Source organism: Oribacterium sp., assembly GCF_057249185.1.
The window spans coordinates 1-18,583 of record NZ_DBHIGR010000008.1; the positions used below are offsets into that span (position 1 = coordinate 1).

General features: G+C 43.0%; 15 protein-coding genes, 1 other RNA gene and 1 pseudogene. 3 read left to right on the forward strand and 14 right to left on the reverse strand.

Translation table 11 applies throughout. From position 1 onward, the window contains the following. From ACO4PX_RS01015 to ssrA, 11 genes and pseudogenes are all read right to left on the reverse strand, one after another. Positions 1 to 175, reverse strand: a pseudogene (locus ACO4PX_RS01015) (adenylosuccinate lyase); the annotation flags it as partial. A gap of 15 nt (positions 176 to 190) precedes the next feature. Next, positions 191 to 946: a 4-hydroxy-tetrahydrodipicolinate reductase gene (dapB, locus tag ACO4PX_RS01020; RefSeq protein ID WP_315271729.1), complete on the reverse strand. Its 756-nt coding sequence runs from the start codon at positions 944 to 946 to the stop codon at positions 191 to 193. 153 nt (positions 947 to 1,099) lie between these two features. Next, entirely contained in the window at positions 1,100 to 1,987 is an 888-nt protein-coding gene (gene dapA / locus ACO4PX_RS01025) for a 4-hydroxy-tetrahydrodipicolinate synthase (RefSeq protein ID WP_315376997.1), read from the reverse strand. 21 nt (positions 1,988 to 2,008) lie between these two features. Continuing rightward, positions 2,009 to 3,841, reverse strand: coding sequence for a translational GTPase TypA (typA, locus tag ACO4PX_RS01030; RefSeq protein ID WP_485570985.1), 1,833 nt, complete (start codon positions 3,839 to 3,841; stop codon positions 2,009 to 2,011). A gap of 72 nt (positions 3,842 to 3,913) precedes the next feature. Next, complete coding sequence (locus tag ACO4PX_RS01035; protein WP_485570987.1) at positions 3,914 to 4,543, reverse strand: IMPACT family protein; 630 nt, start codon at positions 4,541 to 4,543, stop codon at positions 3,914 to 3,916. Between the two features lie 20 nt (positions 4,544 to 4,563). Continuing rightward, the gene (locus ACO4PX_RS01040; RefSeq protein WP_485570988.1) at positions 4,564 to 7,173 is read right to left on the reverse strand and encodes a transglycosylase domain-containing protein; all 2,610 of its coding nucleotides are present in this window, start codon (positions 7,171 to 7,173) and stop codon (positions 4,564 to 4,566) included. Positions 7,174 to 7,285: 112 nt separating this feature from the next. Continuing rightward, positions 7,286 to 8,185: an RsiV family protein gene (locus tag ACO4PX_RS01045; protein WP_485570990.1), complete on the reverse strand. Its 900-nt coding sequence runs from the start codon at positions 8,183 to 8,185 to the stop codon at positions 7,286 to 7,288. Beyond that, entirely contained in the window at positions 8,182 to 8,742 is a 561-nt protein-coding gene (locus ACO4PX_RS01050; protein ID WP_007155999.1) for an RNA polymerase sigma factor, read from the reverse strand. The genes ACO4PX_RS01045 and ACO4PX_RS01050 overlap by 4 nt, the downstream gene beginning before the upstream one ends. 71 nt (positions 8,743 to 8,813) lie before the next feature. Continuing rightward, positions 8,814 to 9,179: a hypothetical protein gene (locus ACO4PX_RS01055; RefSeq protein ID WP_007155998.1), complete on the reverse strand. Its 366-nt coding sequence runs from the start codon at positions 9,177 to 9,179 to the stop codon at positions 8,814 to 8,816. A gap of 79 nt (positions 9,180 to 9,258) precedes the next feature. Beyond that, positions 9,259 to 10,944 carry a transcription termination factor Rho gene (gene rho, locus ACO4PX_RS01060; protein WP_485554120.1) on the reverse strand — a complete coding sequence of 562 codons (1,686 nt, stop codon included), beginning with the start codon at positions 10,942 to 10,944 and terminating at the stop codon, positions 9,259 to 9,261. Between the two features lie 139 nt (positions 10,945 to 11,083). Continuing rightward, positions 11,084 to 11,423: a transfer-messenger RNA gene (ssrA, locus tag ACO4PX_RS01065) on the reverse strand. Positions 11,424 to 11,792: 369 nt separating this feature from the next. Between ssrA and ACO4PX_RS01070 the strand changes: the two genes are divergently transcribed. The 3 genes from ACO4PX_RS01070 to ACO4PX_RS01080 all read left to right on the forward strand — a co-directional run bounded on the left by ACO4PX_RS01070 (position 11,793) and on the right by ACO4PX_RS01080 (position 15,771). Continuing rightward, the gene (locus ACO4PX_RS01070; RefSeq protein WP_315365347.1) at positions 11,793 to 12,890 is read left to right on the forward strand and encodes a glycerol dehydrogenase; all 1,098 of its coding nucleotides are present in this window, start codon (positions 11,793 to 11,795) and stop codon (positions 12,888 to 12,890) included. 292 nt (positions 12,891 to 13,182) lie between these two features. Next, positions 13,183 to 15,228 (forward strand): leucine-rich repeat domain-containing protein, encoded by a 2,046-nt coding sequence (locus ACO4PX_RS01075; protein WP_485570992.1) that lies wholly within the window; start codon positions 13,183 to 13,185, stop codon positions 15,226 to 15,228. Positions 15,229 to 15,348: 120 nt separating this feature from the next. Further along, positions 15,349 to 15,771 (forward strand): hypothetical protein, encoded by a 423-nt coding sequence (locus ACO4PX_RS01080; RefSeq protein ID WP_314668755.1) that lies wholly within the window; start codon positions 15,349 to 15,351, stop codon positions 15,769 to 15,771. A gap of 412 nt (positions 15,772 to 16,183) precedes the next feature. Here ACO4PX_RS01080 and ACO4PX_RS01085 read toward each other — a convergent pair whose 3' ends face one another. The 3 genes from ACO4PX_RS01085 to ACO4PX_RS01095 all read right to left on the reverse strand — a co-directional run bounded on the left by ACO4PX_RS01085 (position 16,184) and on the right by ACO4PX_RS01095 (position 18,399). Beyond that, entirely contained in the window at positions 16,184 to 16,684 is a 501-nt protein-coding gene (locus tag ACO4PX_RS01085) for a DUF2442 domain-containing protein (protein WP_183684855.1), read from the reverse strand. A gap of 12 nt (positions 16,685 to 16,696) precedes the next feature. Beyond that, on the reverse strand, positions 16,697 to 16,951 hold the full coding sequence (locus ACO4PX_RS01090; RefSeq protein ID WP_485570994.1) for a DUF4160 domain-containing protein: 255 nt from the start codon (positions 16,949 to 16,951) through the stop codon (positions 16,697 to 16,699). 170 nt (positions 16,952 to 17,121) lie between these two features. Continuing rightward, positions 17,122 to 18,399: a M20 metallopeptidase family protein gene (locus ACO4PX_RS01095; RefSeq protein ID WP_485570996.1), complete on the reverse strand. Its 1,278-nt coding sequence runs from the start codon at positions 18,397 to 18,399 to the stop codon at positions 17,122 to 17,124. Between the last annotated feature and the right edge of the window lie 184 nt (positions 18,400 to 18,583).

Below are 18,583 nucleotides of genomic sequence, written 5' to 3' on the forward strand. Positions count from 1 at the left end.
TTAATTCCTGAATCTGCTCTTCAGTAATGGGGAGCCCCAGTTCCTTTTCACTTACCGCCAGAGCGATCCACAGCTTTCTCCAGGTTTTAAATTTAAAATCGGAAGAAAAGATTTCCTGCATCTCTTTGGAAGCATAACGACCGGACAATGGGCTTTCGTAGCTTTGATGACTCATGATTCCCCCCCCTTATTATTTCAAAACATCCGCCATACTATAGCTTCCCGGCTCCTGCTTTTCCAGGAAAAAGGCAGCGGTAATAGCTCCCTTTGCAAAGATTTTCCGACTATAGGCGGTATGATTTAAGCTAATGACCTCATCTTCACCGGCAAAAATTACTTCGTGGATTCCGGGAATGGTTCCTCCCCGAAGAGAAGACATACCGATTTCTCTCTTCTCTCTTGCTGTATCTCTTCCGGAACGGTCATAAACCTTTACCAGTGCTTCTCCGATACCCTCTTCCACAGCCTTTTCCAGCATCAATGCTGTTCCGCTGGGGGCATCCTTTTTTCTACGATGATGCGCTTCCATAATTTCGATATCAAAGTCATTTTCATAAAGCTTTTTCGCGGCAATCCGTAAGAGCTCCTGTAAAAGATTAATGCCCAAAGACATATTACCGGAACGAAGAATGGGAATCTGTTTGGAAGCCTCCTGAAGCTTCTTTTCCTGTGCTTCATTTAAACCTGTGGTGCAAAGCACAAGAGGCTTTTTTTTCTCCACTGCAAAATCCAGAAGAGCATCCACAGCCTCTTTTACGGAGAAATCAATAATACAGTCAAAATCTTCTTTCACTTCCGCTCCGCTTCCATAAACCGGAAATCCGGAGTGCTTCAAATCCGTATGAGAATCCAGACCGGCTACAATCTCCATTCCCTCCGTCTTCTTTGCTACCTCCTGCACATTTTGTCCCATCACGCCCTTCGCACCATGTAATAATACCCTCATCTTTTTCCTCCTTCAGCTCCGGAAAACCACTCTACTTTTTCTTGTTTATTCTATTTCATTTTTCCGCAGAAAAAAAGAGGGGCGGAAAAGAAGAAAATAAGAAACAGTTTATCCTGCATTTATTTTCTTTTCTTCACAGCCCCCTCTTCTCTATTAGGATAAAATCCCGTAGCGGCGCATTTCTTCCTTTAATACCTCTTGATGTGCTTCTTCCATCTCTGTCAACGGAAGACGCATTCCTCCCACAGCCTTCCCCTGTAAATTCATTCCTGCCTTTACCGGAATGGGGTTCACTTCCATAAAGAGGCTATGAATCAAAGGAAGTGCTCTCTTCTGCTCTTCCCAAGCCCCCTTCACATCTCCGGCAAACCACTTCTTGCAAATATCCGCTGTCTGTCTCGGTGCCACATTGGACAACACGGAAATAACGCCGGAACCTCCGATGGAAAGTAAGGGAACAATGATTCCATCCTCTCCTGAATAGAGTAAGAAATCTTCATCCACTAAACGCATCAGCTCTGCAGTGCCTCCTACATCTCCGGTAGCTTCCTTTACGCCTACAATATTTTTTACATTATAGTAAAGATCTGCCATGGTCTTCGGCTCAATCTTCATACCGGTTCTGCCCGGTACATTGTACAGAATACAGGGAATGGAAACCGCATCCGCAATAGCCTTGTAGTGGGTATATAAGCCCTTCTGGGTTGCCTTATTATAATAAGGCGTCACCAAAAGCAGTCCGTCAGCCCCGGCCTTCTCTGCTCTTTGAGAAAGGTCAATGGCGGTTGCCGTACAGTTGGAGCCTGTACCTGCAATAACGGGAATACGGTGATTTACTACCTTCACGGTATGGGCAACCACTTCAATATGCTCATCCTCCGTAAGGGTTGCAGCCTCTCCCGTGGTTCCTACTGCTACAATGGCATCCGTACCTTCCGCAATCTGTTCTTCCAAAATCTCCGTCAGCTTCTCATAATTTACGCTTCCATCCTCATGAAAGGGGGTAATCAAAGCAACGCCAGCTCCTTTAAATAATGCCATAGTCTCACTCAACCTTTCTTATTATTTTCTGTTAAATCCGGCTCTCTTTCTAGCAGTGGGATCCAGAATCTTCTTACGAATACGAAGATTTTCCGGAGTAACCTCCAAAAGCTCATCCGTATCGATAAAATCAATACACTGCTCCAAAGACATAATCTTCTTCGGTACCAGCTTCAATGCCTCATCGGAGCTGGAGGTTCTGGTATTACTTAAATGCTTGGTCTTACAAACATTTAACTCGATATCCTCTGACTTCGGACTCTGTCCGATAACCATACCGCTGTAAACCTTCTCTCCCGGGCCGATAAAGAGGGTTCCACGGTTCTGTGCCTGGAATAAGCCGTAGGTAACCGCCTCTCCCTGCTCGAAAGCAATAAGGGAGCCCTGATGACGATAGTTCAAATCCCCACGATATTCACCGTAGCCCTCAAACTCTGTATTCAAAATACCGTTACCCTTGGTATCGGTAAGGAACTCTCCTCTGTAACCGATTAAACCTCTGGACGGAATTTCAAACTCCAAACGGGTATAGCCGGAAGCCAAAGGGCTCATGCCGTTTAAGGTACCCTTTCTCTGGGTAAGCTTCTGGATTACAGAGCCGGTAGCATCCTCCGGCACATCGATATAAGCAATCTCCATAGGCTCCAGCTTTACGCCCTGCTCATTTTCCTTATAAATAACCTCTGCCTTGGAAACCGCAAACTCAAAGCCCTCTCTACGCATGGTCTCTACCAGTACGGAAAGGTGAAGCTCTCCACGGGCGGAAACCTTAAAGCAATCTGCGGATTCCGTCTCCTCTACTCTTAAGGAAACGTCCGTATTCAGTTCTCTGAAAAGACGATCACGGATATGTCTTGAGGTAACAAACTTTCCTTCCGTTCCTGCTAATGGTGAATCATTAACCATGAAATCCATGGAAATAGTCGGCTCGGAAATCTTCTGGAAGGGCAATGGCTCCGGATTCTTCTCTGTACAAATGGTATCACCCACATGCAGGTCTTCAATACCGGAAACCGCAACGATATCTCCAAAGGAAGCTTCCTCCACATCCACTCTCTTTAAACCGTCAAAGGCATAGAGTTTGGTGATACGTACCTTTTTTCTCTTGTCCGGATTATGGTGGTTCACAACCAAGGCTTCCTGATTCACCTTAATCTTGCCGTTCTCCACCTTACCGATTCCGATTCTTCCCACGAATTCGTTGTAGTCAATAGTAGAAACCAGGAACTGGGTTTCCGCATCCGGATCTCCCTTCGGGGCCGGAATAAAGTCTACAATGGTTTCAAACAAAGGCTTCATATCCACATCCGGATCTTCCAGCTTAAGCTTTGCATAACCGTTTTTGGAAGAAGCAAAAAGGAAAGGACAATCCAGCTGTTCATCGGAAGCATTTAAATCCAGCATCAATTCCAGTACTTCATCCACCACATCATTGGGACGAGCCTGAGGCTTATCAATCTTATTCACTACCACAAGAACAGGAAGACGAAGATCCAAAGCTCTTTGTAAAACGAATCTGGTCTGGGGCATGGGACCTTCAAAGGCATCCACCAATAAGATAGCACCGTCCACCATTTTCAAAATACGCTCTACCTCACCGCCGAAATCTGCGTGTCCCGGAGTATCTACAATATTGATCTTGGTATCTCCATAGCTTACCGCGGTGTTTTTTGCCAGAATCGTAATGCCTCGTTCCCGCTCGATGGGGTTGGAATCCATCACTCTTACACCAACCTCCTGATTGTCACGGAAAACACCGGACTGCTTTAAAAGCTCATCCACCAAAGTCGTCTTACCATGGTCAACATGGGCAATAATGGCAACATTACGTACATCTTCTCTATTCTTTAACATTTACTTCTCTTTCCCCTTAAAGAAACTTAAAAGCCTCTTTAAATGATTCATTTTTATCTACAGTTCATTAACTTAGGAAGTATACCACCGGCTATTTTTGATTGCAAGGAAAACCACCTCTTGTCCATACTCCCCAATGTGCTTTTCCAAGGACAGATACTGCTCCTCTTCCATTTGCAGGAAGAGCTCTACTCTATCCGTGTAGCTTTTCTCCAAAATCCGAATCCCCATTTCCTGAAAATCATATTCCAATCTCCCCAGTAGTGTGTAGGGAATACTTAACCGGATTTCTTTCCCCTCTTTTCGTTCCAAAAGCTGCGCTTCCGCAAGCACCTGCTCTGCCGCATCTCCATAGGCTCTGGATAAGCCCCCTGTTCCCAACAAGGTTCCTCCGAAAATACGGCTTACCACGCAGAGAACATTTTTCAGTTCTTTTCTTTCCAACCTTTGCAGAATAGGAGCTCCGGCGGTTTTCGCCGGCTCTCCGTCATCGCTTTGCTTTTTCTGCTCCTGTAAAAAACCTTCCCGTTCTTCCAGAAAAATATAAGCATAGCAATGGTGTCTTGCCTCGGGATAATTCCTTTTACATTCCTGTAAACAAAGAGCTACATCCTCAAGATTTTGAAGCGGAAATAAAGAAGCATAAAATTTTGATTTTTTCACTTCCAGCAAGGAGGTAAAACGATCTTGGATAAATTTCATGCTTCTTTTCCTTTCTATTCTTAATCTTCTCGTTTTTGCTTTTCTTCCTTAGGCTTCTCTTCCTTCGTCTTTTTCTTGGAGGAGGGACCCTGTTCGGAAATAATCACCTCATCTCCGGAAGGTTCATCCTCATCCGAGGATTTTTCCTTTACCTTATAACGGAAATAACGATCATCCGTATCCAAATCCCGTAAATCCTCAGGCACCAGCATAGCGCCCCAGGAGGTATGATAGGTACATTTGTCAGTGGGAACCGTACCTTTAGCAAAGAGCTCTGTAATCACTGCACTACCGCGATAATCCGCAAAGCAACCGGAAATGGGAAGCTTACCGGATTTTCTGCAAACCTGCTCCTCCACAATGTCCTCCGGTCTCTGGAAGCCCGGATCCGTCTTTCCTTCATGAATTCTTGTCATGATTTTCCGCCAGATATCCTTGTGGAAACCGGTACCGCCGTTATATTCCCCGGAATTACTATCCTTTAATACCTGATTATCATCGCAGCCCGCCCAGATTCCTCCTACATAATAGGGAGTAAAACCGATAAACCAGATATCTCTGTTGTTACTGGTGGTTCCGGACTTTCCCGCCTGACTCATACCGTCAAAATGAGCTCTGGTGGAAGTGGAGCTTACCCGAACACTGGAAGAAAAGGCTCGATTGCTTTCCATGGACTCCCGCATGGCATCCGTTAAGAGATATGCTGTACTGGACTTCATCACCTGCTCCGGCTCATCCTCAGTGGTATCAATAATCACCTTTCCATTTTGGTCTTCAATCTTGGAGAAGAACTTAGCCTTCTGAAACCGTCCCTTATTGGCAATCACAGAGAAGGCTTGCGTCATTTCCAAATTGGAAACACCTCTGGTCAGACCGCCCAGTGCTAAGGCAGGATTGGCATCCTCCGGTACAAGGGAGGTAATGCCCAGGGATTCCGCATAGCGAAATCCGTTTTCCACCTTTACCGTATCCATAAGGCAACGAACTGCCACGATATTCAAGGAATAAACGATACCGTCTCTGATGCTCTGAAACCCAAGGTAACCTCCGGAATACCAGTTTTTAAAGGTTTTCTTTCCAACCGTATACTCGGAATCATAGTAGGTAGATGCCAATGTAGCGCCGTATAGATCGATAGCAGGCGCAAAGGAGGAAAGAATCTTAAAGGTGGAACCGGGCTGTCTAAGCACATTAGAGGCTCTATTTAATGTCTTACTCTGCTTCTTCTCTCCTCGACCTCCTGTTAAAGCCAGAACCTCTCCTGAGGAAGGATCCATTAAGACAAAGGATGCCTGAGGCTGTAAAACATAGTCAATACTTTCTCCCAAAATCTTATCCGAATCCACCACAACCTTATTCTTAAATTCCTCAACTCGCTTGTTGGCCTGATCCTTGGAACTGAACAAACCGTTAAAGTCCAGTCCTCTACCTTCTTTTAAGTATTTCTCTAAATCCTTTTCGCCGTAGTTAACAATGCTGCCATCCTCATGCTGGATGGTTAATCGCCAGGTAATGGAATATTTCGCCGTATCATAGTTGTCCGGATTATTAATTTCCTCATCCACAACAGCCTGTAAATCCGGATCCTGGTTGGCATAAATCCGTAAGCCGCCGGAATAAAGCAGCTTGGTAGCGTCTTCCTTACTGTAATTCAGCCGTTCCATAAGGCTGTCCACCACCTGTTCCGTCAGCTCATCGGTATAATAGGAATAGGGCTTATCGTCTCCTTGGCTCACGGAATTCACATTCTGGATTCTTTCATAAACCGGATCCTGCAAAGCCTCCTGGTAGCGGGCATCATCAATATAGCCCTGCTTTAACATATTTTTTAAAACCTGTGCTCTACGGATTGCATTCTTATCAGGATGGGTAATGGGATTCAAGCCGGAAGGATTCTTGGTAATCGCTGCAATAACTGTACATTCCGAAAGGTTAAGCTCCGTAACTTCTTTATTGAAATATCTTCTTGCGGCTACCTTTACCCCTAAGGTATTGGCGCCCAGATTAATAGTATTCAAATACTCCGTCAGAATACTCTTCTTCACTTCTTTCTTGCTTAAATTACTCTGATCTTCCAGCTCCAGGGCCAAATACTGCTCCTGAAACTTTCGAACATAACGCTCAAACTTTCCTTCATGCAAGCCTCCGCCGAAAACATTGTTTTTCAGAAGCTGCTGAGTGATGGTAGAGCCTCCGCCGGCAGAACTGTCATCGGAAACCACACCCTTGATAGCACGCATAATGGAACGAAAATCGATACCGTTATGGCTCCAAAATCGCTCATCTTCTATGGCTACAAAGGCATTGATTAGATCCTTGGGAAGCTCCTCATAGCTCACTCTTTCTCGGTTAGAGCCTTCCGTAACCAAGGTGGACATAAGATTTCCCTTTTTATCGTAAATCTTGGTAGCATATTCTGTAGGTCCTACGTGGATCTTATGAATATCCGGTGCGGAATCCAGGATTCCCCGGAACAAGCCATAGGAAAATGAGGCTCCCAGGAAAAGACTTGCCAGCAAGAGAAATAGGCATAGACTCTTAATAATCCCCGTGAGTCTATGCCAAATACGAGCTCTTTTGCTCTTCATTTCATCTATGCGATTCTCTATATTGTACCGTGTAAAATTCATATTCTTCCCTAAAATCACAAGCTCCGACGGGATGCTCCTTACATTTCCCATCCTAAAATATATACTGCTCTATTTTAGCATAAAGTATAGAAAGAAAACACAGTATTTTCCCTTAAGCCTTCCAAATTCTGTCCGGCATAACAAATTGCTGTTCTCCCTGAGACATAGGAGCCACTTCCCCCTGAGGGAAAACCAAAACCAGCTTTCCTTCTCCATTAATATAGAAGCTTTGATCCTTCTTCACCTCAATAAAGCCTTCATCATCCTCTCCGTCTTGGATAAAGTAGGGAAAGTCTCCCTTCTGATTATGAGCCTTCATCTGGGAAACCACTTCCTCGGACAGAAGCTTCTGATAATCCGTTCCTACCGGGAACAAATCGGAAAGCTGCAAAAGTTTTCCGCTATGCTTATCCATAGTATAATAATGGTTCTGGGTAAAGCTGTCTCCCTCCTGTTGCAAAGCGCTCAGAGCCAAGACATAATAATCCTCGGAATCCAAAATCACTTGAGAGGAAACGGACAAATTCTTATATTCACTGCTTTGAATTTCCTGCTTAAAAGAGGCAATCAGTTCGTCGGTTTTCTTCTCTATATCAAAATTAATAGCCTGAGCGGAATTAGCCTTTTCCGATTCCTTGGAAGCAACACTTCCGGCTTCCTTACCCTTAGAAGCGTTTGCCTCTTCGCTATTCTTAATCTCGCTTTCTTCGCTTCCCTGTTCCAGCTTCGGCACTACCACCTCTGCCTTATGATTTCCGTCCTCGAAGGAATATTTCCGGAAAGTAATCAGCTGAAAATAAGAGCCGATTCCCGGTATGCTTTGCAAAGCATAGGCAGTTTCTTTCGATAGATTAGGCAGTAACAAAAGCAGACAAAAGCAAGCCGCAATTGCAGAAGAAAAATATCGAATAGGAAATTTTTTTATTTTTTTCCTTGTTCTCTCATCTTCCGCTTCCTCTATGAAGCGCTCATCGATTTGAGAAAAGGCTTCTACAAAATCCCAGTCTTTCATGCGATTCCCTCGTCTTTTAAATACTTTGCCAAAGCTTGTCTGGTACGGTGAAGGCTTACTTTCACCTTGCTTTCCGTAACTTGAAAGGCTTTTGCTATTTCCTGTATCTCATCATGATAAAAATATCTTCTTACAAAGAAAACTCTCGTTTCCTTCTTTTGCTTTTCCAAAAACTGATTTAAGGCATCCACCAAAGCCTGTTGATTCACATGTTCTTCCACATTGTCCGATGAAAAATGCAAATCTTCTCCAAGCTCTTCTACGCTTTCCGTAAAGCCCTCGGAAAAACGCTTTTTAGCCTTCAACATTTTTAGTTTATTAATAGAAGTATTCTTTACAATTTTTCCCAGATAAGCTCTGAGAAACTGAGGGCGTTCCGGAGGAATGGCCTGCCAGGCCTTCAGCCAGGTATCATTGAGACACTCCTCCACATCCTCTCTTTGGGACAGCACCTGAGAAGCAATCTTTCCGCAGTAAGCTTTAAAATTCTCCTGCAGGGCTGTCAAGCCCTCTTCCTTTCTTTGCCATAATAAGTCTATAATTTCTTGCTCTTCCATAGTTCTCCTTTAGCTTTTTATGGGACTTAGAAAGGATAAGGCAAAATATTGATTTCTTTGTGAATTTTCTATTAGGCCTTCTTTACAGATAGGATGGTTCCGGTAAAGGAATCCACTTCGGATAATTCTCCGGTGTACTCTACGGTAACCTCATCTCCCTCTTTTACCTCACTAAGCCCTTCCGGAGCCTTATCAAAGTTCAGAGCATACTCCTTGCCATCATCGGTTTTAATAGAGAACATAAAGTCCTTAACTTCCAAAATGCTTCCTTTGATTTCCTTGGCATCCTTTGCTTTCTCTGCTCCTGCCTTCGCACTTTCCTGTGCTGCGGAAGACTCTGTCTTAGCGCCTTCAGACTGCTTTGTCTCTTTTCCTCCACAAGCCATCAGTCCAATACTCATCATTAAAGCTAATACAACAATTCCGGTCTTTTTCATAGTAATTCCTCCATCTTTATCAATGTTTCGGAAGCGAATTCTTCCGACATTTGGAAAGACAGAGGAAATCTCAAAAAGGTTACAAATTATTTTTATTTATTTTTATGACTGCTTTTTCCCCGCCGATTCGGCCGCTGCTTTGCAAGGTCTTCCCCCGAACCAGGGTTTCGCAAAGACTGATATTGTTTACGGTACGGTCAAAAAGACTCAAAGTCTCCTCCACAACGGTTTTCTTTTCCGAAGCAAGCTCTCTATGGATAAGATCCGCTGCATCCTTCTCCAGCGGGCTAAGCAATAAATCATCCCTTCTGGTTCCGGATTTTAAAATGTCTATAGCCGGGAAAATTCTTCTTTCCTGAAGTTCCCTATTCAACACCAGCTCCATATTTCCCGTACCCTTAAACTCCTCATAGATGACATCATCCATGCGGGAGCCTGTATCTACCAATGCGGTAGCTAAAATCGTTAAGCTGCCTCCCTCTCGGATATTTCTGGCAGCACCGAAGAAACGCTTGGGCATATGGAGAGCCGCGGAATCCATACCGCCGGACAAGACCTTGCCGGAGGAAGGCACAATCAGGTTGTATGCTCTGGCTAATCTGGTGATACTGTCCAAAAGAATACAAACATCCTGCCCCTGCTCTACCAGACGCTTTCCCCGTTCAATGGTCATCTCCGCCACTCTTTTATGATGCTCCGGCAACTCATCAAAGGTGGAGTAAATCACCTGCACCTTATCCCCCACAACTTCTTCCATCATGTCCGTCACTTCCTCGGGACGCTCATCAATCAGAAGAATCATCAAGGTCATATCCGGCTGATTTTTTAGAATAGACTGGGCAATCTGCTTTAAAAGAGTGGTTTTTCCTGCCTTGGGAGGAGAAACAATCATTCCTCTTTGTCCCTTTCCGATAGGCGCTAAGAGATCCAGCACTCTTAAAGAGGTAGGCACTCTTTTCCCTTCTCTTTCCATATGGATTCTTTCATCAGGGAAAATGGGGGTCAGCTTATCAAAATCCGGTCTTCTGAAAATGGCGGAAACCGGTAAATCATTTACCGTTTCAATATACAAAAGAGCATTGTATCTTTCCTGGGGATTCCTGGACTTGGCATAACCGTAAATCATATCCCCTGTTTTCAAATGAAAACGACGAATCATCAGAGAATTCACATAGACATCCTGCTCTCCCGGCATAAAGTTTTCGGAACGAATAAAGCCATAGCCATCTGCCATAACCTCCAGGATTCCATGGGCTTCCTTGGCATCCGTGTCTCTGGGACCTTCTCTACGAACTTCTTCTCTGGGCACATTGTCCCGGGAAGAAGTGTCAAAAGACTCTTCTCTGCCATCAGTGTTTTGGGAGCCTTCTTCATAAGTCTCATTAGAAACAATTTCTTCCACTTTCGTTGCTTCAATTTTCGCTGTTTCAGTTTTCTTTGCTTCTGCCTTCTCTTTATTCGCTTCTGTCTTCTCTTTATTCGCTACAGTCTTCTCTTTTTTTACTCTCCCCTTTTCCGCCTTCACTGCGGCCTGATCTTCCTTCACTGTCGCCGTCTCTTCTGTGACAGACTCATCCTCCAAAGGGGATTTTTTCCTGCTTCTTGTTTTTTTCTCAACGGATTGCAGCTCCGTCTCCCTATCCGCTGATAAGGATGCATCTTTCTTTTTTGCAGAGACTTTACGCGGTTTTGTGCCGGCTTTGCTCTCCTCTGTCGCAATCTGCAGCAGTTCTTCTTGAATCTCCGTGGATTTTTTTCTTGGCATAAATACTCCTTTGATGGAAAAAATGAAAAATAATATAGAATTACTTTATTAAAATGAATAAGCTGGGAAGTTTGATTCAGGGGAAGCCCTGATAAGAAAAGAGGGACGGAAATCTGAGAAGATTTCCTCCCTATGTTTAGGATGGACCTGATGGGAGTCGAACCCATGTCCGAAAACGAATTCCCTCTCCTTCTACTATCATAGTACGCTTCAAGATTCCCCACTAGGATAAGATGCGCACGTCTTGTCCCAGCCGGTATCCTCTAAATACGCCCGGTTGCGGGAGGAACCGCAACAGTCGTTTCTCACAAAAATGAGGTCAGGATCTTCCCGTGTGAGTGCAGGAAGGCTGGCCAGCAGCGCTTAGGCTGCTAATGCGTAACTATCGTTAGCGTTTAAATTTAAGTTTGAAGTTTAACGCGACTTCTTTCGGATAGCTTCTAAAGCTGCATCATCCCCGTCGAAACCGGTACAAGCCCTAAAACAGTCTTATTGTACGAGGAAAATAGCTTTTTGTAAAGGATTAGCTTTATTTCTTTATCAACTGACAAAATCTTTACTCTATTCTTGATTCTCCATCATTTTGAAAGAAAAGAATACTGTTTAATGAAAGATTTTAGCAGATATTATTCTATCCCCTCATAGAAGAAAGCAATAACTCTTCTATATTAGACAAATATACATTTTCTCCTTCTGTTTTTCCTCTTCCGTGCTACAATAAGATTGTTAAATAAATAACCATTCCTTTTCAGAACACTTTTCCCTAAAAGCTGTTCAAAAAGCTATGGACTAAGTTGTACAAAGAGTCTAGAAAAGAAATTACTTGAAAGATGCCAAGGAGGTTCAAAATGAAAAAACTTAGAGAAATGAGAAATCCGTTGAAATATGTTCAGGGTAGAGACGCTTTGCTTTCCTTCTGTAAGGAAACAGAGTATATGGGAAAGAATTACCTCTTTGTCTGCTCTCATAGTGCCTATGAAGCCTGCCATGACAAATTAGAAAAAAGCTTCGAAGGAACGGATAAAGTTCGTCATTATGAAATCTTCGGAGGCATTTCCAGTGAATCGGAAATTGCCAGAATGCGGAAAATCGTAGAGGAACAGAGCATTGATACCGTAGTTGGTGTTGGTGGCGGTTCCGCCGTGGATACAGCGAAGGCAACAGCCTTTTATGAGAAGAAGCATATTGTCATTATCCCTACCGTTGTAGCCACCGATGCGCCCTGTACCGGTCTTTCCGTTATTTACCACGACGACGGATCCTTCAAGGAGTACCTCTTCTATCCCACCAATCCGGACTGTGTTCTGGTAGACAGCACCGTTATCGCCAATGCACCGGTACGCTTCTTAATTGCCGGTATGGGAGATGCGTTGGGAACCTATTTCGAAGGAAGAGCTTCTCTTCGTACCGAGTCTCCCAGTTTGGAAAATGCAGGAATTCCCGGAGCAGGAATGGTGCTTGCCAAGTACTGCTACGAGAATCTGAAGAAATATGGGGAGGCCGCTCTTCTTGCCTGTGAAAATCATGTAGTCACCAAGGCTTTGGAAAACATCATTGAAGCCTGTGTTTATCTCTCCGGTGTAGGAGCTGACAATGTCAATGTTGCCGCAGCCCATTCCTTCTACAACGGTCTTACTTCTTTAGGCGGTCACAGTGCTCCCCACGGAAACTGTGTAGCCTTCGGTACTCTGGTACAGCTTTGTCTTGAAGGAGTAAAGAAAGAGGAATTTGACGAGGTTCAAGATTTCTGCGTTGCCGTAGGACTTCCCATCACCTTGGCGGAACTTGGTGATTTTTCCGATGCAGATCTCCACACCATTGCCAAAAATGCCTGTGTTCCCGGAGAAACCATCCATAACCTGGCAGGAGATGTGACGGAAACAGAGCTTTATGATGCTATGATTGCGGCAGATGCCTTAGGTAAGAAGAAAAAGGGAAGCTGTTAAAAGATATAGAAATAATTTTTTTCAATTCTTTATCATCAAGTCTCCATAAGTACATGGATTATCACCGACATTATCGATAATCCATGTGCTTATTTTTTTATCGCCGGCTATATCATATTCAATGTGCTTTTTTATCGCCATTTAAAATAGATTGTATAGCATCAGAAATTGAGTCTGAAAATACATAAAATGCTCCATTTGGATAAGAAAAATCCTTTTCTATCCCCTTGAATCTCCACATTAAATATTGTAAATTGATAGAGAAAATTAAAAAATAAAATCAGGAGCTTTTATGAAACTTACAAAAATCGTATGCCCTAATTGTAACGGCACATTGGATATTCCGGAGGGAATGAAGGAAGGCTTTGTGAGCTGTAAATTTTGTAATACCAAGATTTACCTGGAACCTTACAAGCCGGATATCACACAAAACATCCATATTGACAAGGTAAACTATAATACGCCCTATACAGCTCCCCCAAAAAAGGAATCCCCAAAATATCTGTTAGGGATTCTTCTTGCAGTTCTTTTTTTGCCAAGTATTATTATCTTCCTTTCCCTGAGTCGACTTTTCTATAAAAGCTCCGACTCCTCCACCTCCATTGCAGCAAGTCCAAGCTACTGCACTACGCCGGAGGACAGCACTGTAATCAGCTTTGTGGAACAGGCCTTCAATAAGCCCGTCTCGGAACTGACTCCTGAGGACTATGCCTCCATTCAATATTTGGATATCCAAAAAAAATCGGGAAAAAGTGACAATACCGCTGAACAATGGGTATTTTCTTATGCTGACAGCGTAGATGAAGCAGGAAATGCTTTAGAAAAAAAGACCATTTCCCTCCCCTCTACAGACTCCATCGACGAATCCAGCCTTCAGGCTTTTACGGGCTTGGTTAGCCTTAATTTAGGTGAAAATATAAGCTTCAGCTATGATAATACGAACTATAAGCAGGATTTGAAAAATCTGAACAATTTGAAATATTATGCCGAACATGCTATCTATGCCGGTGATTTAAGTAGGATTCTTCCTCATCCTGAGAAGATTTTAGGACTTTCAGGCGTTAATTTTTCCAATGTTTTAAGCTTATATTTTTCTCAAGATAACTCTGAGATAAATATAGAAAAAATCATGAGTGAATTCACTTCCCTGGAATCCCTTGACGTTCGTGTAGATGAAGATTATGAAGGAGGACTTCTTTTCCTAAGAAACCTTCCCGGTTTAAAACGCTTGAACCTGGATATTATCGGAAATGATTCCGTTGTTTTAGACCTCTCTTCCCTTTCTTCTCTTAGTAACTGTACCGACCTTTCCATTACCGGACCTTATCAAGAGCCTTTGGACAATGTCAGCGTTTTATCCGGTATGCCTCAGCTTGAAAATCTCAAGCTGAAAAACATAACAAGCTTAAAAGATTTAAATTTTGTCAAAAACATGCCCAAGCTAAAGAGCTTGACTTTAGATACCTTACCTATCCTTTCCTTAGATGGTCTGGCCAATCATCTTTCCTTAAACAGCTTATATCTGGATTGCCATGATGTGGAAAATGTAAATGCTTTGTCTACATTAAGTTCTTTACAAAAACTATACATTGACTATCATAACTATGATATTCCGGATTTACACGGCTTAACAGCATTGGAAGAAGCGAATCTCTTGGTTTGGGACTTGGATAAAATCGCCCACATGCCCTCTTTAAAGAAGCTGACGATTCGAAACTATATGTCCGATTACAGTGCCGACATTTTACGAGGAATGAATTCCCTGACCGACTTAAGCTTTGTAGGACGCGGAATCACCGGACTGGTAGATACGGACTTGGGAAATGCATTGCGGGAGCTTCCCGCTTTGGAACGTCTTACCATGCTGGGAACCCCTATGGATCGCTATAAGGATTACACGAAAGCCCTTTCCAATATCGGGGTAAGGGAAATGTACTTTTATCCTGAGGATGACAGTAATGTGGCGGATGGTCCGGTTCTCAGTCTTTCCTTAAGTCGAATGGAAGACGACAACAGCACGGAAATACTAGCCCTGGAAAAGACGGAGATTCACAATGTGGATGATGACAGCAGGAACTTTGACCAAAATGCCAAAGCTTATCTGTCTCATTTTAAGGCAGTAAAAAAGCTGATGATTCCCGGAAACAAACTGCAAAGCCTGGATTGTCTGGAAAGACTAAATACCATTGAAGAGCTGGATATCTCCGACAACTACATTTCCGATATCAGTATGCTAAGAACTCTCCCAAATTTAAAGAAGGTAAAGCTGTCCGGAAATTCCATCGCCAACATGGAGATCTTACCGGATACGGTAGAGGTGGTGGATTCCTTTGATTAGGAAAATTTGTGTACTGAAAGTTTAGGAATGAAAACGTATCATTCAGGGCTATACGATTTAAAAAAAAGGCAAAATTCTGTTTGATATCCATTGAAAATTCAAGGCAGAAAGAGGAGGCAAATGAAATTTTTTTACTATTTTATAGAAGGAAGTAGGAGTACATATCAATCCCCATTTTTAGTCCAACTTCTTCTCCTTCTCATAGGCCTTATTTGGCTGTTCCGACGTCTAATCATCTTAAGAACAGGGGGCAGTTTTTTTGCCCCCTACCATATCGTGGGAGATACTCTTTATATTCATGCAGGATTAATCTGTATCGGAAAACGGGCCATTCCCTTTTCCGAAATGCGTGCCGTCCATGTGGATCCTATCCATAACCGTCATGGAGAAAGATATTATGCTATTCAAATTCTGAGAAAGTCCGGACTGCATAAGTTCTTCACCATTACGAATAACGAACAGGGCAAGGTGTATCTGGAAGAATTGAAGGAAGCTTTGCGAAAGCATGGCGTAGGAGTGAGATATCTTTCCAAAGAGTATTGAGGGAAGGACTGTAATCGAAAAAATTCGCTGAGCTTCTGCAAATACCGGCGGGCTCAGATTGTTCCCATTACAGACTCTACTGCATTATTAGCTTCATCTTCTGAACCTTTACAGTCCTTTACTGTCCTGAATTACTGTAAGTTCCTGCCGTTACTTACTCAGGCTTTGTCTATATTTCGTAACGCTCTTCCCGGTCCATATTGTAAATGCTCTGAGAAAGGAGTTTTGCTCTGCATAGCCCAGCAAGTCAGGGTTGAAACTGAGAAAGCAAAATGACACCCTATGAAGCAATATCATAGAGTGCCAATATTTCATCAATTTACGCCATTTGTCATTTTAAGCAAATATCAAAAGAAACTCTTCTCTTTCGAATTCTTTCACCAATCGGAACTACAACTGCTATAAATTTTCCTCAACTATTCTTTTTTTGATTTTGCAAAACTTTATATGGTGCTAAATCTTCAGAAACCAATCTCCTTTCAAACATAGGAATACCATACTCTCGTTTCATGGCATCAACAGTCACCACCCATTGTTTTCCATATTTACAGGCATCAACACCATTAACCAGCTTTCCATAAGTAATAGCCTTACGAAGGGTACTCTCATTTAGTCCCCATAGTCTGGTAGCATCAGTAAATGCTATAATATTATCAAATGGAGTTTGTACAGATTTTCCATTTTCAAAAAGTTCATCACAAGATAAGTCTAATTCATCATTCCAAATGATTCCATACCCTCCCACGTCAACTTCCACAGCAGAGAATAACTTAGGGTTTTCTTGTAGCGCCTTAAAAGCTGCCCATTTTGAAAATAAGGGTTTTACGTCATATATTTTCGTAATCCCTTCTACAAATTGAATACTTAAGAAAAAATTTGGAAGTGCACTGATCGCTTTAACTTTATGCATCATTTAAACAACTCCTTACTCTAATGGAGCAAGAGATTTAAGCTCCTGCGTATCCCACATTTGCAAAAGATCTATTTTATGTAGCTCAATCCATTCCTTAACCATAGTTAATGCCTTAGGGGGCAAATACCCCTCCAAAATCTCGCCAGTCTGGATTGTGATAGCTGCCATTTCTTCACCATACAATGCGTGAATATGAGGCGGATTATGTTCTGCCTGTTGAAAATACATTCTAATGATAATTCCATAAAATCTGGATAATACCGGCATGTTATAGCTCCTTTATATTCATAATATCCACTCTGAACAAAGTGTATTTTATACTGCATATTGTATCACGTTTCCGTGATTTTTTGTAAATTAATTTCACAAAAGAAGACAGGGAATTCTCCCTGCCTTTTTATCTCTTAATTTCCTCTAGAAAGCTTTTCTGAAAACTATTACAGCTTTTCCTTACTAAGTTCCTTCTCGAACTCCCGCACATACTCCACAAAATACTCCACCCCAAGTTTTAAGACATTTTCATCTATAGCAAAATAGGGGCTATGCTGGGGATAACGAAGTTCTTCCTCCGGGAAGCCGGCACCAAGGAAAAGAAGGCATTTCGGCGCCTTAAACTTGGCAAAGTCCTCTCCCCCCATCTGAGGCTCCCAATCCAGCACATTTTCTTCTCCAAAAACCTTCGTCGCCGCTCTTCTTCCCGTATCTACACAGGCTGTATCGTTAATCATGGGAGGCGGTCCAAGGTGGTAATCCACGGATATTTCCGTTCTTGTTGCCTCTGCCACACCCTTAGAAACACGATTTAGAATCTCCGGATACTGCTTACGAATTTCCGGGTTAAAGGTTCTGGCCGTTCCCTTTAAATGAGCCTCTCCCGGGATAACATTGTAAGCGTTACCGGAGCTGAAGGAGGTGACACTGATCACTGCCGGTTCCAGGGGACTGATTTCTCTGGATACGATGCGTTGCAAAGACATCACCAGCTCAGAACCGGCAACAATGGGATCAACAGTCTGATGGGGCAGTGCGCCATGCCCTCCCTTTCCCTTTACGAAAATGTCAAAGGTGTCCGTAGCTGTCATCACCGCACCGTAACGAAGGGAGGCTGTTCCTGCGGGAAGCTTACTCCAAATGTGCAAGGCAATCATCCGATCACAGGATAATGCCTCAGGATCCTCCTTCATATAGCCGGCTCCACTATCCTCAATGCACTCCTCTGCCGGTTGAAATAAAAGCTTTACAGTAACCGTAAGCTCCTCTTCCATTTGCTTTAAAAGCTTTGCCGTTCCCAGCAGGATGGTAATGTGGGTGTCATGACCACAGGCATGCATCAGCCCCTCCGTCTTGGACTTCCAAGCACAATCCGAAAGCTCCGTCACCGGAAGGGCATCGATATCTGCCCGAATCCCAATGATCTTTCCTGTTGACTTCTTTCCCTGAATGCTGGCAATGACACCGGTTTTACAGGACTTTTTATAGGGAATCTCCAGCTCATCCAGATATTCCATGATTTTTTCCTGTGTATGATATTCCTGCCAGGACAGCTCCGGATGCTCGTGAAAATACCGGCGAAGCTTCACCAACTCTTCTTGAAAATCTTCCGGCCTAGCCGCTTGAATATCTTTTTCACTATCTGCTGGTTTATCTTCGTGGATATTTGCTTGGATATTTGCTTGGATATCCGCTTCGTTATTTACTTTATTATGAATGTCCATTGTTTTTGCCTCCGTCCTTACTCTTAGCTTGGATCTGTTTTCCTACAGTTCTTTCTTACTATTCTTTATTGCTATTCTTTATTGCTATTCTTTATTGCTATTCTTTTTTACTGACCTTTCTTACTATACTATCCTACTATTTTGTCTTGCCATTTTCCCATTCTATTCGCTTTGAAAAGCCATG

Coding starts and splice junctions, on each gene's coding strand:
- dapB (WP_315271729.1), bottom strand. CDS start 946: ATGAGGGTATTATTACATGGTGCGAAGGGCGTGATGGGACAAAATGTG.
- dapA (WP_315376997.1), bottom strand. CDS start 1,987: ATGGCATTATTTAAAGGAGCTGGCGTTGCTTTGATTACCCCCTTTCAT.
- typA (WP_485570985.1), bottom strand. CDS start 3,841: ATGTTAAAGAATAGAGAAGATGTACGTAATGTTGCCATTATTGCCCAT.
- ACO4PX_RS01035 (WP_485570987.1), bottom strand. CDS start 4,543: ATGAAATTTATCCAAGATCGTTTTACCTCCTTGCTGGAAGTGAAAAAA.
- ACO4PX_RS01040 (WP_485570988.1), bottom strand. CDS start 7,173: ATGAATTTTACACGGTACAATATAGAGAATCGCATAGATGAAATGAAG.
- ACO4PX_RS01045 (WP_485570990.1), bottom strand. CDS start 8,185: ATGAAAGACTGGGATTTTGTAGAAGCCTTTTCTCAAATCGATGAGCGC.
- ACO4PX_RS01050 (WP_007155999.1), bottom strand. CDS start 8,742: ATGGAAGAGCAAGAAATTATAGACTTATTATGGCAAAGAAAGGAAGAG.
- ACO4PX_RS01055 (WP_007155998.1), bottom strand. CDS start 9,179: ATGAAAAAGACCGGAATTGTTGTATTAGCTTTAATGATGAGTATTGGA.
- rho (WP_485554120.1), bottom strand. CDS start 10,944: ATGCCAAGAAAAAAATCCACGGAGATTCAAGAAGAACTGCTGCAGATT.
- ACO4PX_RS01070 (WP_315365347.1), top strand. CDS start 11,793: ATGAAAAAACTTAGAGAAATGAGAAATCCGTTGAAATATGTTCAGGGT.
- ACO4PX_RS01075 (WP_485570992.1), top strand. CDS start 13,183: ATGAAACTTACAAAAATCGTATGCCCTAATTGTAACGGCACATTGGAT.
- ACO4PX_RS01080 (WP_314668755.1), top strand. CDS start 15,349: ATGAAATTTTTTTACTATTTTATAGAAGGAAGTAGGAGTACATATCAA.
- ACO4PX_RS01085 (WP_183684855.1), bottom strand. CDS start 16,684: ATGATGCATAAAGTTAAAGCGATCAGTGCACTTCCAAATTTTTTCTTA.
- ACO4PX_RS01090 (WP_485570994.1), bottom strand. CDS start 16,951: ATGCCGGTATTATCCAGATTTTATGGAATTATCATTAGAATGTATTTT.
- ACO4PX_RS01095 (WP_485570996.1), bottom strand. CDS start 18,399: ATGGACATTCATAATAAAGTAAATAACGAAGCGGATATCCAAGCAAAT.